14 protein-coding genes are annotated in these 14,602 nt (G+C 58.2%); 7 read left to right on the top strand and 7 right to left on the bottom strand.

Annotated elements, in window-relative coordinates:
- Positions 1-9 precede the first annotated feature (9 nt).
- Positions 10-429 carry a hypothetical protein gene (locus tag GKG34_RS12385; protein WP_044953353.1) on the bottom strand — a complete coding sequence of 140 codons (420 nt, stop codon included), beginning with the start codon at positions 427-429 and terminating at the stop codon, positions 10-12.
- A 123-nt stretch (positions 430-552) separates the two neighbouring features.
- Here GKG34_RS12385 and GKG34_RS12380 point away from each other — a divergent pair, with 123 nt between their 5' ends.
- From GKG34_RS12380 to GKG34_RS12355, 6 genes are all read left to right on the top strand, one after another.
- The gene (locus tag GKG34_RS12380) at positions 553-1,053 is read left to right on the top strand and encodes a hypothetical protein (protein WP_005938897.1); all 501 of its coding nucleotides are present in this window, start codon (positions 553-555) and stop codon (positions 1,051-1,053) included.
- Positions 1,050-2,342: a family 10 glycosylhydrolase gene (locus GKG34_RS12375; RefSeq protein ID WP_005938900.1), complete on the top strand. Its 1,293-nt coding sequence runs from the start codon at positions 1,050-1,052 to the stop codon at positions 2,340-2,342. The genes GKG34_RS12380 and GKG34_RS12375 overlap by 4 nt, the downstream gene beginning before the upstream one ends.
- A 182-nt stretch (positions 2,343-2,524) precedes the next feature.
- The gene (locus GKG34_RS12370) at positions 2,525-3,064 is read left to right on the top strand and encodes a hypothetical protein (RefSeq protein ID WP_005938903.1); all 540 of its coding nucleotides are present in this window, start codon (positions 2,525-2,527) and stop codon (positions 3,062-3,064) included.
- Positions 3,064-3,984: a DMT family transporter gene (locus GKG34_RS12365; protein WP_005938906.1), complete on the top strand. Its 921-nt coding sequence runs from the start codon at positions 3,064-3,066 to the stop codon at positions 3,982-3,984. Before GKG34_RS12370 ends, GKG34_RS12365 begins: the two co-directional genes overlap by 1 nt.
- Before the next feature lie 4 nt (positions 3,985-3,988).
- Positions 3,989-4,543 carry a YgjP-like metallopeptidase domain-containing protein gene (locus tag GKG34_RS12360; protein WP_005938909.1) on the top strand — a complete coding sequence of 185 codons (555 nt, stop codon included), beginning with the start codon at positions 3,989-3,991 and terminating at the stop codon, positions 4,541-4,543.
- Positions 4,544-4,619: 76 nt separating this feature from the next.
- The gene (locus GKG34_RS12355) at positions 4,620-6,110 is read left to right on the top strand and encodes a lipopolysaccharide biosynthesis protein (protein WP_005938912.1); all 1,491 of its coding nucleotides are present in this window, start codon (positions 4,620-4,622) and stop codon (positions 6,108-6,110) included.
- A 181-nt stretch (positions 6,111-6,291) separates the two neighbouring features.
- Here GKG34_RS12355 and GKG34_RS12350 read toward each other — a convergent pair whose 3' ends face one another.
- From GKG34_RS12350 to GKG34_RS12335, 4 genes are all read right to left on the bottom strand, one after another.
- Positions 6,292-7,221, bottom strand: a complete 930-nt coding sequence (locus GKG34_RS12350) for an alpha/beta fold hydrolase (RefSeq protein ID WP_005938915.1) — start codon at positions 7,219-7,221, stop codon at positions 6,292-6,294.
- Positions 7,222-7,245: 24 nt separating this feature from the next.
- The gene (locus GKG34_RS12345) at positions 7,246-7,497 is read right to left on the bottom strand and encodes an AbrB/MazE/SpoVT family DNA-binding domain-containing protein (protein WP_005938917.1); all 252 of its coding nucleotides are present in this window, start codon (positions 7,495-7,497) and stop codon (positions 7,246-7,248) included.
- A 144-nt stretch (positions 7,498-7,641) separates the two neighbouring features.
- The gene (locus tag GKG34_RS12340; protein WP_044953354.1) at positions 7,642-7,839 is read right to left on the bottom strand and encodes a hypothetical protein; all 198 of its coding nucleotides are present in this window, start codon (positions 7,837-7,839) and stop codon (positions 7,642-7,644) included.
- A 402-nt stretch (positions 7,840-8,241) separates the two neighbouring features.
- Positions 8,242-9,270 carry a glycosyltransferase family 2 protein gene (locus GKG34_RS12335; protein ID WP_154256385.1) on the bottom strand — a complete coding sequence of 343 codons (1,029 nt, stop codon included), beginning with the start codon at positions 9,268-9,270 and terminating at the stop codon, positions 8,242-8,244.
- A gap of 250 nt (positions 9,271-9,520) precedes the next feature.
- On the opposite strand from GKG34_RS12335, the gene GKG34_RS12330 reads away from it, so the two are divergent.
- Positions 9,521-11,098, top strand: coding sequence for a RecQ family ATP-dependent DNA helicase (locus tag GKG34_RS12330; protein WP_154256383.1), 1,578 nt, complete (start codon positions 9,521-9,523; stop codon positions 11,096-11,098).
- 76 nt (positions 11,099-11,174) lie between these two features.
- Here the strand turns inward: GKG34_RS12330 and nrdG are convergent, their stop codons facing one another.
- The gene (gene nrdG / locus GKG34_RS12325) at positions 11,175-11,732 is read right to left on the bottom strand and encodes an anaerobic ribonucleoside-triphosphate reductase activating protein (protein WP_118528346.1); all 558 of its coding nucleotides are present in this window, start codon (positions 11,730-11,732) and stop codon (positions 11,175-11,177) included.
- 220 nt (positions 11,733-11,952) lie between these two features.
- Positions 11,953-14,124 (bottom strand): anaerobic ribonucleoside-triphosphate reductase, encoded by a 2,172-nt coding sequence (nrdD, locus tag GKG34_RS12320; protein WP_005938935.1) that lies wholly within the window; start codon positions 14,122-14,124, stop codon positions 11,953-11,955.
- Positions 14,125-14,602 lie beyond the last annotated feature (478 nt).

Here is a 14,602-nt window from a genome sequence, read left to right as displayed (position 1 = left end):
CACAAAACTTTATTTGGTGCGGTGGGCATCCAGCTTCTGCTGCATAAAACGATCAAGCATTTCCTGCGGGAACAGCGGCTCCTTGTAGCCAAAGGCTTCGCGGATGAAGATCAGGGTCACTACGGTCTGACGACCGGGGTCCAGCCGGAGGGTATACAGGGTGTCCAGCGGCTGCTGGGTGGGCTGGTGCAGGGTGAGATGCAGCAGAAAGCCGCCGTCCTTTTCCCGGCGGCACTCGTACACGAACTCGTCGGCGTCCCTGTGCTCGTCCAGCCGGTCGAAGCACTCGTCCAGCGGCAGGTCGGTGCGGAACTCCGAAAGACCGGCGGGACCGTACTGGCTGCGGCGGGTATTCTCGCGCCGGGACAAAAGAAAAACGATCACGCCAAGTACGGCGGCAAGCAGGACAATGGAAACTGCGGCGTTCATGAAGATCCTCCTGAAGAGTTTTTCTTATTGTAACACAACCCGCATACTTTTGTGCTATAATATTTTTAATTCTTTGAAAATTTTGTCAGGAGCCTGCGCACTGCTGCAGGCGGGAGGAACACAATGAAGCTCAAATTTACACGCAAGACCTGGTATTTTTTCCTGCTGGCGGCAGCGGCAATGTCCATGCTGGGCGGCTTTGCCGTGCTGGGCGGCATGGATTTTTCGGGGCTGGAACTGATCGTGTTCTGCATCACCGGCATTGCAGTGCTGTTTTTGGCCGCACAGAAGGGTGCTCCCGCCAAGGATAAGCGCAGCTACACGCTGGTGTTCGTGCTGCTGATGCTCAGCAAGCTGGCTGCAGGCGGCTGGGCGGGCGACCTGTGCTCGGCACTGGTGTGGCCGGGCCTGCTTGCCATCGAGTACGGCCACGGCAGGCCCATCCAGCGCCCGCTGCAGCTGGTGTGCATCTCGGAAGCGCTGCGCCTTTTGTTCTGGCTGCTGACGAAGTATGCGGGCATGAGCGCCCTTGCCTTCTGGACGAACATCATGTTCGTGCTGCTGGCCTGCGCCCGGGGCTGGGCAGCGCTTGTGCTGTATAAGACCCAGGAGGAGACCCTGTGACCCAGCGGCGCAAGTCCAAAAAAACGGAAGCGGAACCGCGCCGTGTGAACCGGCGCACCTTTCTGGCGGGGGCCGGTGCTGCTGCCTGTGTGGGTGTGGGGCTGTGGCTGCGCAGAAAAAAGTTTTCCAAACGGGACAAAACGAAAGCAGAAAAACAGCCTGTTGAGAACCCTGCCCTGCCTGCAGGCGAGTGGCGGGCCGTATGGGTGAGCTATCTGGAATGGGCAGCAATGGATTTTTCCTCGGCGGATGCCTTCCGCGCCGGGTGCGTGCAAATGCTGGAAAACTGCGCGGGCCTTGGGCTGAACACGGTGCTTGCGCAGGTGCGGCCCTTCGGGGATGCACTTTACAAAAGCCAGCTGTTCCCGTGGAGCCACCTGTGCACCGGCGTGCAGGGGCAGGACCCCGGTTTTGACCCGCTGGACATCCTTTTGCAGGAGGCCCACGGGCGCGGCCTTTCGGTGGAAGCGTGGCTGAATCCCTACCGGCTGCGGTCCTCTGCAGCCATGCCGCCGAATCTGGCAGAGAACAACCTTGCCAACACCCACCCGGAATGGGTGTGTGCAGTGGGCGACGGGCTGTATCTGAACCCGGCCGAGCCTGCAGCGGCGGACTATGTGGTGCAGGGCGTGGCCGAGCTTTTGCAGAACTACGCGGTGGACGGCATCCACTTTGACGATTATTTTTACCCTACGACCGAAGAAAGCATCGATGCGGCGCAGTTTGCGGCCAGCGGTGCGGCAGACCTTGCAGCATGGCGGCGGCAGAACGTGACCGCTCTGGTCAAGAAGGTGCACGACACGGTGAAGACTGCAGACCCGACGCTGCGCTTTGGCATCAGTCCGCAGGGGAATCCCGACAACGACCTCAACAGCCAGTACAGCGATGTGACGGCGTGGCTGGCTGCGGGCGGGGAAGAACAGGTGGTGGATTATCTCTGCCCGCAGATCTACTGGGGCTATGGCTACACGCTGCAGAGCGGCAGCACCCGATTTGCCTTTGAGAACATCGTGCCCGCGTGGCTGGCGTACCCGCGCGCAGAGGGCGTGGCCCTGTACTTCGGGCTGGGCGCGTACCGCGTGGGCACCGGTGACGGCGGCGCGAACCCGGACAGCGTAAGCGGCTGGAGCACCGGCGATGTGCTGGCCCGGCAGGTGCAGGACCTGCGCAGTCAAAACGCGGGCGGCTGGGCGCTGTACCGGTACGGCAGTCTGTTTGGTGCGGGTGCACCGGAGCAGGCCGCTGCCGAGTGTGCTGCCCTGCGGGCGGTCACTGGCAAAGAAACGTAAAATCAGGCGGCAAACCGCACAAAAAGAAAAGCCCCGGCGGGGCTTTTCTTGCAGTACGGCACAGGACAAATGTCTTGTACAGCGCCGGAAAATGCGGTATACTATATCTGTATCTGCTCTGTACAAGAACAGGGCGGAGGGATGAAAAACAAAGAGAAGCGCATTGCTTCGTGAGGAAACGTATGAAGATGAAAAAAAGGATCGTTGTGCTGCTGATGGCGCTGGTGCTTGCAGTGGGCCTAATCGGCTGCAAGGACACCCTGAAGAGCATCGTGCACAAGGCATCGGGCACTTCGGACGAAGTGCAGGAAGAGGACACTACCCGCTGGGCCGACCAGACCAGTGATCCGCTGATCATTCAGGGCATTGCAGACTCCTCGGCCAAGTTTGCCACGGCCACGGCGGATGGCTGCCTGTATGCAGTGTTCAACGGCATCTGGAGCCGCCAGACCAGCTACTTTACCGTGCCCTCCGGCACGCTGAGTATTATGGGTTGCGGCACGGCTGAGGGCACCCAGCGGTTCAAGGTGGCCGTGTGGAAAAAGGTGGACGGCGGCGCAGAGTATGTGACCGACAGCACCTATTATATCCATACCGACGGCACCGACTACCGCTGCACCATCTCCGGGCTGGACCCGGCGGCGCAGTACCGTGTGACCATCTCCTATGACTCCAGCAAGTACTACCTGTACGGCCTGCTGAAGGTGGAGGGCATTGGCTGATGAACACACAAACCAAGAACTCTCTGCTTTTGCTGCTGTGCTCCCTTATTTGGGGCACGGCCTTTGTGGCCCAGAGCGCCGGTTCCGGCATGGGAGCCTACAGCTTTCTGGCCGGGCGCAGCTGGCTGGCTGTACTGGTGCTGATTCCCACGGTGATGGTGTTTGATGCCATCCGCCGCAAAAGCGGCACCGATGCAAAGCCCAAAACTGCTGCTGAGAAGAAAAAGCTGCTGGCGGCAGGCTTTGTGTGCGGCACCCTTCTGTTTGCTGCTTCCGCTGCACAGCAGATCGGCATTACCATCAATCCGTCCACGGCAAAGGCCGGCTTCCTGACCGCCATGTACGTGGTGCTGGTGCCGGTGTTCGGCCTGTTTCTGGGCCGGAAGGGCAGTGCGCAGCTGTGGGTGAGCATGGTGGTAGCCGTGCTGGGCCTGTACCTGCTGTGCATGAAAAACGGCTTTGGCAGCATCGAGTCCAGCGACTGGCTCCTGCTGAGCTGTGCGGTGCTGTTCAGCTTCCAGATCATTGCGGTGGACCACTTTTCCCCGCAGGTGGACGGCGTGCGGCTGAGCCTTGCCGAGTTTCTGGTGGTGTCGGTGGAAAGCACCGCTGCGGCCCTGCTGTTCGAGACACCTTCCGCAGCGCAGTTCGCGGAGAATGCGCTGCCGATCCTCTACTGCGGCATCATGTCCAGCGGCGTGGCCTACACCCTGCAGATCCTGGGCCAGCGGGATCTGAACCCCGCCATTGCCAGCCTGATCATGTGTCTGGAAAGCGTGTTCAGTGCGCTGGGCGGCTGGATGCTGCTGCACCAGAACCTTTCTGCCCGGGAAGTCTTTGGCTGCGTGCTGATCTTTGCTGCCGTGGTGCTGGCCCAGCTGCCGCTGGAAATGCTGCACCGGGCAAAAAAGACTACCTGACCTCATGGCGGGCAGAAAGCAGGAGACACAGCTGCGCACGGCAGGCGGCATCCAATACGAGCTGACCCGCAAACGGGTCAAGAACCTGAACATCCGTGTGCGGGAGGATGGCACCGTGGCGGTGAGCGTGCCGCTGCGCACGAGCGCGGAAGCTGCAGACCGCTTTGTGGCCGCACGCGCCGACTGGGTGCAGCAGGCCCGGGAACGTGCCATGCGGCGCGCAGCGCAGAAAGCGCGGTCTCTGCCGGATAAGGAAACAGCGCTGGCCTATTTTACGGCCATGAGCGATAAGGTCTACCCGGCCTTTGCCGGAGTGCTGGGCGGGCACAAGCCTGTTATCAAAGTGCGCAGCATGACCAGCCGGTGGGGCGTGTGCTTTATGGCAAAACGGCAGATCACCTTTGCTTTGCAGCTGTATCATATGCCCCCGGCGGCGCAGATCTATGTGGTAGTGCATGAGTACTGCCACTTTTTGCAGCCCAACCACAGCCCGGCGTTCTGGGCCGAGGTGGCAAAGCTGCTGCCGGACTGGAAAGCCCGGCGGGCGCTTTTAAAGTGACTAAATAGTGGGAAAGCGGATGCGGGCGGTCACAGACCGGCCCGCATCCGAATTGTAAAACAGGAGGGAAGTTCCCTTGGAAAACGAAAAAAAGTCCGGCGATAAATATTCAAAGCTTGCCGGCAACACATTGATCTTTGCAATTTCCAGCTTTTCGTCAAAGCTGCTCACCCTGATCGTCCAGCCGTTCCTGACCTATGCAATGGCGGAGATCTCCGATCTGGGCCTTTCCAAGATCCTGAGCCAGTACGCGAACCTGCTCATCCCGTTCGTGTCCATGGGCATGTCCAACGCCATCATCCGCTTTGGTCTGGACAAGGGCAACAGCGAAAAACAGGTGTTCACCAACGGCCTGCTGACCATTCTGGGCGGCTTTGGCATTCTGGTGCTGTGCTGGCCCATTGCGCAGTTCCTGCCCGATATGGCACAGTACGGCCTGCTCATTTACATCTATGTGCTCATGAGCTGCCTGCGCACCCTGTGCACCCAGTTCGTGCGCAGCCGCCAGTGGAACAAGCTGGTGGCCGTGGACGGCGTGCTGTGCACCGTGGCCACCATGGCTTTCTACGTGCTGTATCTGGTGGGCTTCAAGTGGGGTGCCAACGGCTACCTGCTGGCCATCATCAGCGGCGACCTTGCCAGTGTGCTGTTCCTGATGTTCACCGGCAAGCTGTGGAACTATGTGGAGCTGAAGGGCATCAACAAGGATCTGTGGAAGCAGATGCTGCGCTTCTCGCTGCCCATGATCCCGGCACAGATCAGCTTCTGGATCATCAACGCATCTGACCTGTTCTTTGTGCGTGAGATGTGCAACGGTCTGGACGGCCGCGACGGCAATGCATGGAGCGGTCTGCTTTCCACCGGCTATTTCCTGCCCACCATCCTTACTACGCTGGGCCTGATCTTCTACGATGCATGGCAGCTTTCCGCTGTGACCGAGGAAGAGGGCCGCGCGAAGTTCTTTACCAAAATTTTCCGCACCTATTCCAGTGTGCTGTTCTGCTGCGCAGCCGGTATCATCTGGCTGTGCCGCCCGGTGATGCACATTATGAAGTCCAACTACTACTACGCATGGCACTTTGTGCCCTTCCTTGTGCTGGCTTCCACCTGCAGCTGCTTCAACCAGTTCATGAACAGCGTGTATGTGGTGAATAAAAAGTCCACCCGCAGCATGATCACCATGATGGCGGGTGCTGTGAGCAACTGCATCATGAACTACTTCTTCATCAAGTGGTGGGGGCCTGTGGGCGCTACCTATGCGTCCTTCCTTGGCCTTGCGCTGGTGTTCACCCTGCGCGCCATCGATGCCCACCGCATGATCGGGATGCAGGTACATCCGGGCCGCGTGCTGGTGAATGCGGCTGCGCTGGTGATCGAAGCCTTTGTGCTGCTGGCCGAAACGCCGCTCTATGGCCTGTGGACCGGCATCATCACGGCGCTGATCATCCTGTACAACTTTGCCGGTGTGTGGGCCATGGCCCGTGTCCTGCTGCCCAAGCTTCTGGGCCACCGCGGCAAGGCACTGGTAAATGTGATCGACGGCTGGATCGCACCCAAGAAAGCATAACAGCATAACTGAAAATAAACGCAGAAAGTCCCCGGAACGCTGGTTCCGGGGACTTTTTCAGCAATCGGGAAAACGTTCAGTGCCGGGCATTTTTGCCGGTCAGGCTGGCAAAAGTGCCGCCAGCCATTAGGGCAAAAAGTACCGCCATTCCTCAGAATGACGGTAAAACGGATGCGGCAGATCAGGCAAGATGCTTTTCCAGCCAGCTGCCGATATCTTCAAACACTTCCTGATGGTTCGTTTCCACCAGCAGTTCATGCCGGGCACCGGGGTACAGCTTGCACTCAATGTTCTGCACACCGGCATCTTTCAGGCTCTGGATGGCACGCTGCACGCCCTTGCCCTGTTCGCCCACCGGGTCGGCATCGCCAGCCAAGAACAGCAGCGGCAGGTCTTTGGGCATTTTTGCAAGGAACGCCGGGTCGTGCAGGCGCAGGATGCCGCTGAACATGCTGTAGTAGGCGTTCAGCGTAAAGGTAAAGGTGCAGCGTTCGTCGGCCAGATATTTGTCCACCTCGGCCTGATCGCGGTTGAGCCAGTCGTGGGTAGTGCGGCCCTCCAGCCCTTTGTTGTAGCCCATAAAGGACATGTTGGCCACGAACTTGCTGCGGTACTGCCAGCCATGAAAGACCGCCAGCACCCGGCAGAGGGCTTTGGCAAACTGCACCAGCGCTTTGGGCTGGAAGCCGGTGCCCATGATGATGGCTCCGTCCAGTTCGCTGCCATACTCGCACAAATACTGCCGGGCATAGAACGAACCCATGCTGTGCCCCAGCAGAAAATAAGGCACGCCCGGGTACAGCTCTTTGGTGCGCACGGTCATGGCGTGCAGGTCGGCCAGAACGGCGCGGTTGCCGTCCGGCTCGGCAAAGTAGCCGTAGTCCGCTTTGGTGCGGATGGAGCCGCCGTGGCCCAAATGGTCGTGGCCGGTAACAAGGATGCCCCGCCCGGCCAGATATTCCGCCAGCGGCTTGTAGCGGTCAATAAATTCCACCATGCCGTGGGACAACTGCAGAACCGCCTTTACTTCACCCTCCGGCACACAGCGGAAGGCATGCAAAGTCCGCCCCGGCACAGTGGACGGGACGGTGAAATCGATCATCTGGCTCATAGCAGAGCCTCCTTTTTGTGTGTTTTACAGTGCACCGATCTTGCGGCGGCAGGCCGGGCAGATGCAGTAGCCCGCAAACTGCACCGAAGACTCGTCCACCTCGCCGCAGAAATCGCAGCTGCCGGCGGGCCGATGCTTTTTGAGCACGATGGAGTCGCCATCCACAAAGATCTCCAGCTTGGTGTCAGTGTCCAGATGCATACTGGTGCGCAGCTCCTTGGGCAGAACGATGCGGCCCAGCGCATCGATGCCGCGGACGATACCGGTACTTTTCATAGTATTCCATTCTCCTTTATCCTTTTCCTGTGATAGCCAGTCTGTGACACAATAGGAAAATTGTTCCAGTGGCGCTATGCTCAGTATACAAAAAATAACAGGGTTCGTCAATGATTGCGTGACATTTCGACAAAAAACAACCTTTTATGCAACTTCTTCCGGCTTGTTCTCCACACGGGCGCTGGTGCGTCCCTCGGGACGGATCTCTCCAGCGGCAGTCAGTGCGATCTTGGTCAGCGTGGGGCCTGCCAGCTCATACACCAGCACCGAGAACAGCACCACGTTGCGTACCATGTGGCCGTCCGAGAGCTGGGCGGCTGTGGCAGCCATGCCCAGTGCCACACCGGCCTGCGGCAGCAGGGTGATGCCGAGGTACTTCTGGATATCATCACTGCAGCGGGCCCGCGATCAGCGAAAGGGAAGAACGAAAAGGAAAAACGCAGCGCAGCCAGAAAAAACGCATATACGTCTAATATACTATCCGCCCAGACAAAAAGCAACCGGAATATGGAGACCCGGCAAAGAGCTCCGGTCGGGCAAATAAAAGAAACTCCTTCCGTCATCGCTGCGCGATGCCACCCATTCCCCTTCTGGCACTTTCGTGCCACCTCCCCCGGCCGGGGGAGTCTTTCTCACGGAGGGAGGCTCTGGCGAGAAGGAGAAGTGTTCCATTCTGCCAAAGGCTCCCTCTTTGAGGGAGCTGGCACGGCGTAAGACGTGACGGAAGGAGTAAATTCCAAAGAATCAGTTGAACTTGAAGACCTTGCGCAGCTGGCGGTAGACGCCCAGAGTGAGCTTGTCGCCGCCGGGGAACTTCAGGTCGGTCAGACCGCCCAGATTGTAGCGCACGGCGCGGTAAACACCGGTGCTTACGTGGTCCTTGAGGTACTGCCACAGCCCGGTGCGCTTGGCCTTTGCCTCGTCGCTGCCGTCCAGCAGCAGGAAGATGTCGCTCACGGCCATCATCACGGACAGATAGTGCACCATGTAAGCGTGCAGACGTTTCTGATCCTTCAGCTCATCCAGATCCTGACAGTCGATCATGTGCCGGGTGACCCGCAGCTGCTGATCCACCCGCTTTACCATGATGCTCTCGTTCACGCTTTGGTCGGCACGGCCAATGAAGTAGCGGTACAGATCCAGATCCATGTAGTACATGCTCTTGACATAGGGCAGGGGCTGGTAGACAAAAATGTTGTCCACATAGAAGGTGTGCTTGGGCAGCACCATGCCGCACTTGCGCAGCACCTCGGTGCGGTACATCACCGAGTGCATCAGGATGTTCTGGTCCGGGCGGAAGCGGCCCACATGGGTCCAGTTGAACAGGCGGTTCTGCGGGAACACGTTGGTGTAGCGCACGGTCAGGGTGGTGTTGTCCTCCACATGCTCGTACACATAGTTGCAGATCATCATGTCCGGCGCGGTGCCGCGGGCCACCAGAGTGGTCAGGCGGGCCAGAACCTTTTTCAGGGCGTCGGTGTCCAGCCAGTCGTCGCTGTCCACTACCTTATAGTACAGGCCTGTGGCGTTGCGGATGCCCTGATTCACACCCTCGCCGTGGCCGCCGTTCTCCTGATGGATGGCCTTGACGATGGTGGGATATTTGGCGGCGTACTCGTCGCAGATGGCGGGGGTATCGTCCTTCACGGAACCGTCGTCCACAAGGATGATCTCGGCCTGCTCTCCGGCAGAAAGCAGGGTCTCGATGCAATGGCGCATATATGCCGCCGAGTTGTAGCACGGAACGGCAAAGGTGATGAGTTTCTGATGCATAAGATGATTGCTCCTTTTTCTATCAACAGTCGGCGCACAAAAAACCGCCGGACATGGAGTTATGTGCTCCTATTATATCATTTTCGCGCCTGAAAAGCTATCATTTGCAAAAAAATTACCTTTGACATTTCGTGCTTTTTGCCGAAAAAACGGCTCTGCACCTGCGCAAAAGCCCGGCTTTTGTGGTATACTGATATGGTTTTGAAGACATTGCGCAGAAAAAAACCTATTCTATGATACGGAGGGACCCATGGAAAACCCGCACTCGATTTTAAAAAAGGTATTCGGCTACGACAGCTTCCGCCCGGGGCAGGAGGACATCGTCCGGCGGCTGCTTGCCGGGCAGGATGTACTGGCGGTGATGCCCACCGGTGCGGGCAAATCCATCTGCTATCAGGTGCCGGCGCTGCTTTTGCCGGGCATCACCATCGTGGTGTCGCCGCTGGTCAGCCTGATGAAGGATCAGGTGGGGGCGCTGGTGCAGGCCGGTGTGGCGGCGGCGTTTCTGAACAACAGCCTGAACGATAACCAGAAGGCCCTGATGCTGCGCCGCGCCCGGGAAGGCTGGTACAAGATCATCTATGTGGCACCGGAACGGCTGGAGATGCCGGGCTTCCAGCGGTTTGCACAGGAACGGACCATCAGTATGGTGACGGTGGACGAGGCCCACTGCATCAGCCAGTGGGGACAGGACTTCCGGCCCAGCTACCTGCGCATCAAAGCCTTTGTGGACAGCCTGCCCAGCCGTCCGGTGGTGGGCGCATTCACGGCCACGGCCACCGCCCATGTGCGGGACGACATCCGGGAACAGCTGGCCTTGCAGAAGCCCTACGAGGTGACCACCAGCTTTGACCGGCCCAACCTCTATTTTGAGACCCGGCGGGCTCTGCCCAGCCAGAAGCCGAAGGAGCTGCTGGATCTTGTGCTGAAAGAGGGCGACAACGCGGGCATCGTCTACTGCAGCACCACAAAGCAGGTGGATGAGACTGCCCGCCTGCTGCAGAGCCGCGGTATCCGGGCTGCGGCCTACCATGCCAAGCTGGACGCGGATACCCGGCGGAAGAATCAGGACGATTTCCTCTATGACCGGGTGCAGATCATGGTGGCGACCAATGCCTTCGGCATGGGCATCGACAAGCCCAACGTACGGTTCGTGATCCACTACAATATGCCCAAGGATGTGGAAAGTTATTATCAGGAAGCAGGCCGTGCAGGCCGCGATGGACAGCCCGCCCGGTGCACGCTGCTCTATTCCGGCACCGATGTGCGCACCATCCGCTTCTTTATTGAAAAGGAGATGGAGGCAGACAACGGCCTGCCCGCCGATGTAAAGGCCGAAGCAGCCCGCAAGGCCGAGGAGCGGCTCAAGTACATGACATTCTATTCCACCACGCAGGATTGTCTGCGGGGATTTCTGCTGCATTACTTCGGCGAAGCTGCACCAAAGAAATGCGGCAACTGCTCCTGCTGTCTGGCCGCAGAGCAGGAAGCGCAGCTGCAGGTGGAGTATTCCCGGCGGCGCGCGGCGGATAATGCCCGCCGCCTGACCGAGAAGCCGCGCCGCACAAAGGCGGTGGCAGGCGAGCTGAGCGAGTTTGACGAAAAGCTGCTGAATGCCCTCTATGCTCAGCGCAAGCGGCTGGCCGGAAAGCAGAATATCCCGGCCTTTATGGTGTTCAGCGATGCCACCCTGCGGGAAATGGTGGAAAAGAAGCCGCTGAGCACCGATGAACTGCTGAATATCAGCGGTGTGGGCGAGAAGAAAGCCGCCCGCTACGGCAATGCCTTCCTGCGCATCATCGAGGATGCCGTGGGCAGCAGAGAGTAAAACAAAAAAGAAAGCGTCCAGTTTTCCACACGTTCCGTTCAGGAAGTGGAAAACCGGACGCTCTTTTCTGTTATGTTTATTTTTCCATGGTATGGGTGGCGAACACCTTTTCGTCCTCCCACCACACGGGCTCCCCGGCGGCAAGGGTCTTTTTCACATCCAGCAGACGCTGGTTGCTGCTGCCGCGGAACCGCAGGGAGATATCGTGCTTTGCCTGCACGAACTCGCCGTCCACCAGCACATCCAGCAGGCTCAGCAGCTCGTCGGTGGCTTCACACCGGGCAAGGCTTGGCTCTTTGCCGGTCAGCTGTTCCCAGGTGTAGCCGGAATAGCACCACACCGTTTTGTTCGGGTACAAGGCCTTGAAGTTGCGCACGAAGGGCAACAGCTCCCGCTGATTTTCCGGCTCCATGGGTTCGCCGCCCAGCAGCGATAGGCCCGCGATATAGTCCGGCTGGCAGGAAGCAAACACCTCGTTGCGGGTGGGTTTGTCGAAGGGCTGGCCATAGTCAAAGTCCCACGCCACGGCGTTGAAGCACCCCGGGCAGTGGTGGCGGCAGCCGGACACGAACACGCTGGTGCGCACCCCCGGGCCGTTGGCAATGTCATAGTATTTGATGGTTGCGTAGTTCATAATTTTAGCGGCCTAGCCCTCTCAGGCCGCTTCGCGTCCAGCCTGTTCCCCCTTTTGGCTTCGCCATCTTCCCCCGGCGCGGGGGAAGTCTGTCAAAGGGAGAGCCCCTGGCGAAACCACACACTTTGCATGGACTGCCAAGGCCTCCCACTTTGGGGGAGGTGGCATCGCGTCAGCGATGACGGAGAGGGCAAGAATGCTTTCCTTTCTACAAAAAAGGTTACAGATGCAGCACGCGGTCCTTGATCTCCTGCGTGCGGCCCTGATTCCAGAACTGGGTGCCGATATAGCCACAGGTGCGGCGGGCAACGTTCAGCTTGTTCTGGTCGCGGTTGCCGCACTTGGGGCACTCCCACACCAGCTTGCCGTCATCCTCCACGATCTTGATCTCGCCGTCATAGCCGCACACCTGACAGTAATCCGACTTGGTGTTCAGCTCCGCATACATGATGTTGTCATAGATGAACTGCAGCACACTTATGACGGCTTCCAGATTGTCCTGCATGTTGGGCACTTCCACATAACTGATGGCACCGCCCGGGGACAGGCGCTGGAAGTCGGATTCAAACTTCAGCTTGGTGAAGGCATCGATCTGCTCCGACACATGCACATGGTAGCTGTTGGTGATATAGTTCTTGTCGGTAATGCCGGGCACGATGCCAAACCGCTTCTGCAGGCACTTGGCGAACTTGTAGGTGGTGGATTCCAGCGGGGTGCCATAGAGGGAGTAGTCGATGTTCTCGGCCTTTTTCCAGGCGTTGCACTTGTCGTTCATGTGCTGCATCACGCTCAGAGCAAAGGGCTTTGCACCGGCATCGGTGTGGCTCTTGCCGGTCATATACTTCACGCACTCATACAGACCGGCATAGCCCAGACTGATGGTGGAGTAGCCGCCGAACAGCAGCTTGTCGATCTTTTCCCCCTTTTTCAGGCGAGCCAGTGCACCATACTGCCACAGAATGGGAGCGGCATCGCTGGGAGTGCCCAGCAGCCGCTTGTGCCGTGCCTGCAGTGCGCGGTGGCACAGGGCCAGACGCTCGTCGAAGATCTTCCAGAACTTCTCAAAGTTGCCCTTGGAGGAGAGTGCCACATCCACCAGATTGATGGTGACAACGCCCTGATTGAACCGACCGTAGTATTTGGGCTTGCCGGTCTCGGGGTCCACATAGGGGGTCAGGAAGCTGCGGCAGCCCATGCAGGTGTAGCAGTGGCCTTCGCCGTTTTTGTCCACCTTGAGCTCCAGCATTTTCTTCTCGGAGATATAGTCGGGCACCATGCGTTTTGCGGTGCACTTGGCGGCCAGCTCGGTCAGATAATAGTAGGGAGTGCCGGGGCGGATGTTGTCCTCTTCCAGCACATAGATCAGCTTGGGGAAAGCGGGGGTGATCCACACACCGGCCTCGTTCTTCACGCCCTGATAGCGCTGGCGGATGGTCTCCTCGATGATGATGGCAAGGTCTGCCTTCTCCTGCGGATTGCGCGCCTCACCCAGATACATGAACACGGTGATAAAGGGGGCCTGACCATTGGTGGTCATCAGCGTGACCACCTGATACTGGATGGTCTGCACACCGCGGTTGATCTCGCTGCGCAGGCGGCGCTCTACGATCTCCTTCTTGCGCTCGGCAGAAACGTCCAGACCGGCCATTTCCACTTCTACCTCAGCGGCGATCTTCTTGCGGGAGACATCCACAAAGGGGGCGAGGTGGGTCAGGCTGATGCTCTGGCCGCCGTACTGGTTGGATGCCACCTGTGCAATGATCTGGGTGGCGATGTTGCAGGCGGTGGAGAAGCTGTGAGGCTTTTCAATATAGGTGCCGGAAATGACGGTGCCGTTCTGCAGCATGTCCTCCAGATTCACCAGATCGCAGTTGTGCATGTGCTGGGCAAAGTAGTCGGAATCGTGGAAGTGGATCAGACCCTCCTGATGTGCCTTGACGATCTCCGGGTCCAGCAGCAGACGGGCGGTCAGATCTTTGGAGATCTCACCGGCCATATAGTCGCGCTGTACGCTGTTCACGGTGGGGTTCTTATTGGCGTTCTCCTGCTTGACCTCTTCGTTCTGGCACTCGATCAGGCTCAGGATGCGCTCATCGGTGGTGTTGGTCTGGCGCTTCAGGCTCTGCACATAGCGGTAGGTGATGTAGTGCCGGGCCACATCATGTGCCTTGATGTCCATGAGCTGGTTCTCCACCATATCCTGCACTTCTTCCACGCTGACGGCGCGGTTCAGCGCCTGACACTGGTCGGTAACAGCAGCGGCGATCTGGGTGATCTGGTCCTTTGTCAGACGGCTCTGACCGCTCACAGAATCGCTGGCCTTAGTAACAGCGGTGATGATCTTGGTGATATCAAAGGGGACCTCTGCACCGTTGCGTTTGATGATCTTCATCGGCTCTCCTCCTTAACAAATAAAGCACAGTGTGAACGGGTATCTCTTACAATAAGAGATACCCGTTTTGCGCACACGATATCCAACAAACTGAATGTAGCTCTATTCTATCACTATCTAGTGGCAAGTCAAGGAAAATACCACTACATTTTGCGTTTTGGAGTTTTAGCCAAAATTCATGGATAATTTTCAGGATAAAATCTGAGCCAAGACCTCTTGACAACGCACACCTGTTTCCGAGGTGTAATATCGCAAAATATTATACGGCGAAAGCTTTATAATACATTATATAAGCAAAGAGAAAGGGCATTTATGCCAAGCTGCACCAAAGCAGCTGCGGCGCATATACCTCACGGTCAGATGCCGTTTCCGGTCGTGCGCAAAAAAGAATGGAAAAAAGTTGTCAAAAAGTGTTGACAAGGAGGCGGGGGTGTGGTATTATACTTGAGCGCCAAGCGCTGAGGCAAAAGAATGACTT

Origin of the sequence: Faecalibacterium sp. BIOML-A4 (assembly GCF_009679665.1) — a bacterium.
GTDB classification, from domain to species: domain Bacteria; phylum Bacillota; class Clostridia; order Oscillospirales; family Ruminococcaceae; genus Faecalibacterium; species Faecalibacterium taiwanense.
This window is presented reverse-complemented; position numbering and strand designations above follow the sequence as displayed.

Bases quoted from the DNA above. Each gene is read 5' to 3' on its own strand.
- GKG34_RS12385 (WP_044953353.1), bottom strand. From the start codon at position 429: ATGAACGCCGCAGTTTCCATTGTCCTGCTTGCCGCCGTACTTGGCGTG.
- GKG34_RS12380 (WP_005938897.1), top strand. From the start codon at position 553: ATGAAGCTCAAATTTACACGCAAGACCTGGTATTTTTTCCTGCTGGCG.
- GKG34_RS12370 (WP_005938903.1), top strand. From the start codon at position 2,525: ATGAAGATGAAAAAAAGGATCGTTGTGCTGCTGATGGCGCTGGTGCTT.
- GKG34_RS12365 (WP_005938906.1), top strand. From the start codon at position 3,064: ATGAACACACAAACCAAGAACTCTCTGCTTTTGCTGCTGTGCTCCCTT.
- GKG34_RS12360 (WP_005938909.1), top strand. From the start codon at position 3,989: ATGGCGGGCAGAAAGCAGGAGACACAGCTGCGCACGGCAGGCGGCATC.
- GKG34_RS12350 (WP_005938915.1), bottom strand. From the start codon at position 7,221: ATGAGCCAGATGATCGATTTCACCGTCCCGTCCACTGTGCCGGGGCGG.
- GKG34_RS12345 (WP_005938917.1), bottom strand. From the start codon at position 7,497: ATGAAAAGTACCGGTATCGTCCGCGGCATCGATGCGCTGGGCCGCATC.
- GKG34_RS12335 (WP_154256385.1), bottom strand. From the start codon at position 9,270: ATGCATCAGAAACTCATCACCTTTGCCGTTCCGTGCTACAACTCGGCG.
- GKG34_RS12330 (WP_154256383.1), top strand. From the start codon at position 9,521: ATGGAAAACCCGCACTCGATTTTAAAAAAGGTATTCGGCTACGACAGC.
- nrdG (WP_118528346.1), bottom strand. From the start codon at position 11,732: ATGAACTACGCAACCATCAAATACTATGACATTGCCAACGGCCCGGGG.
- nrdD (WP_005938935.1), bottom strand. From the start codon at position 14,124: ATGAAGATCATCAAACGCAACGGTGCAGAGGTCCCCTTTGATATCACC.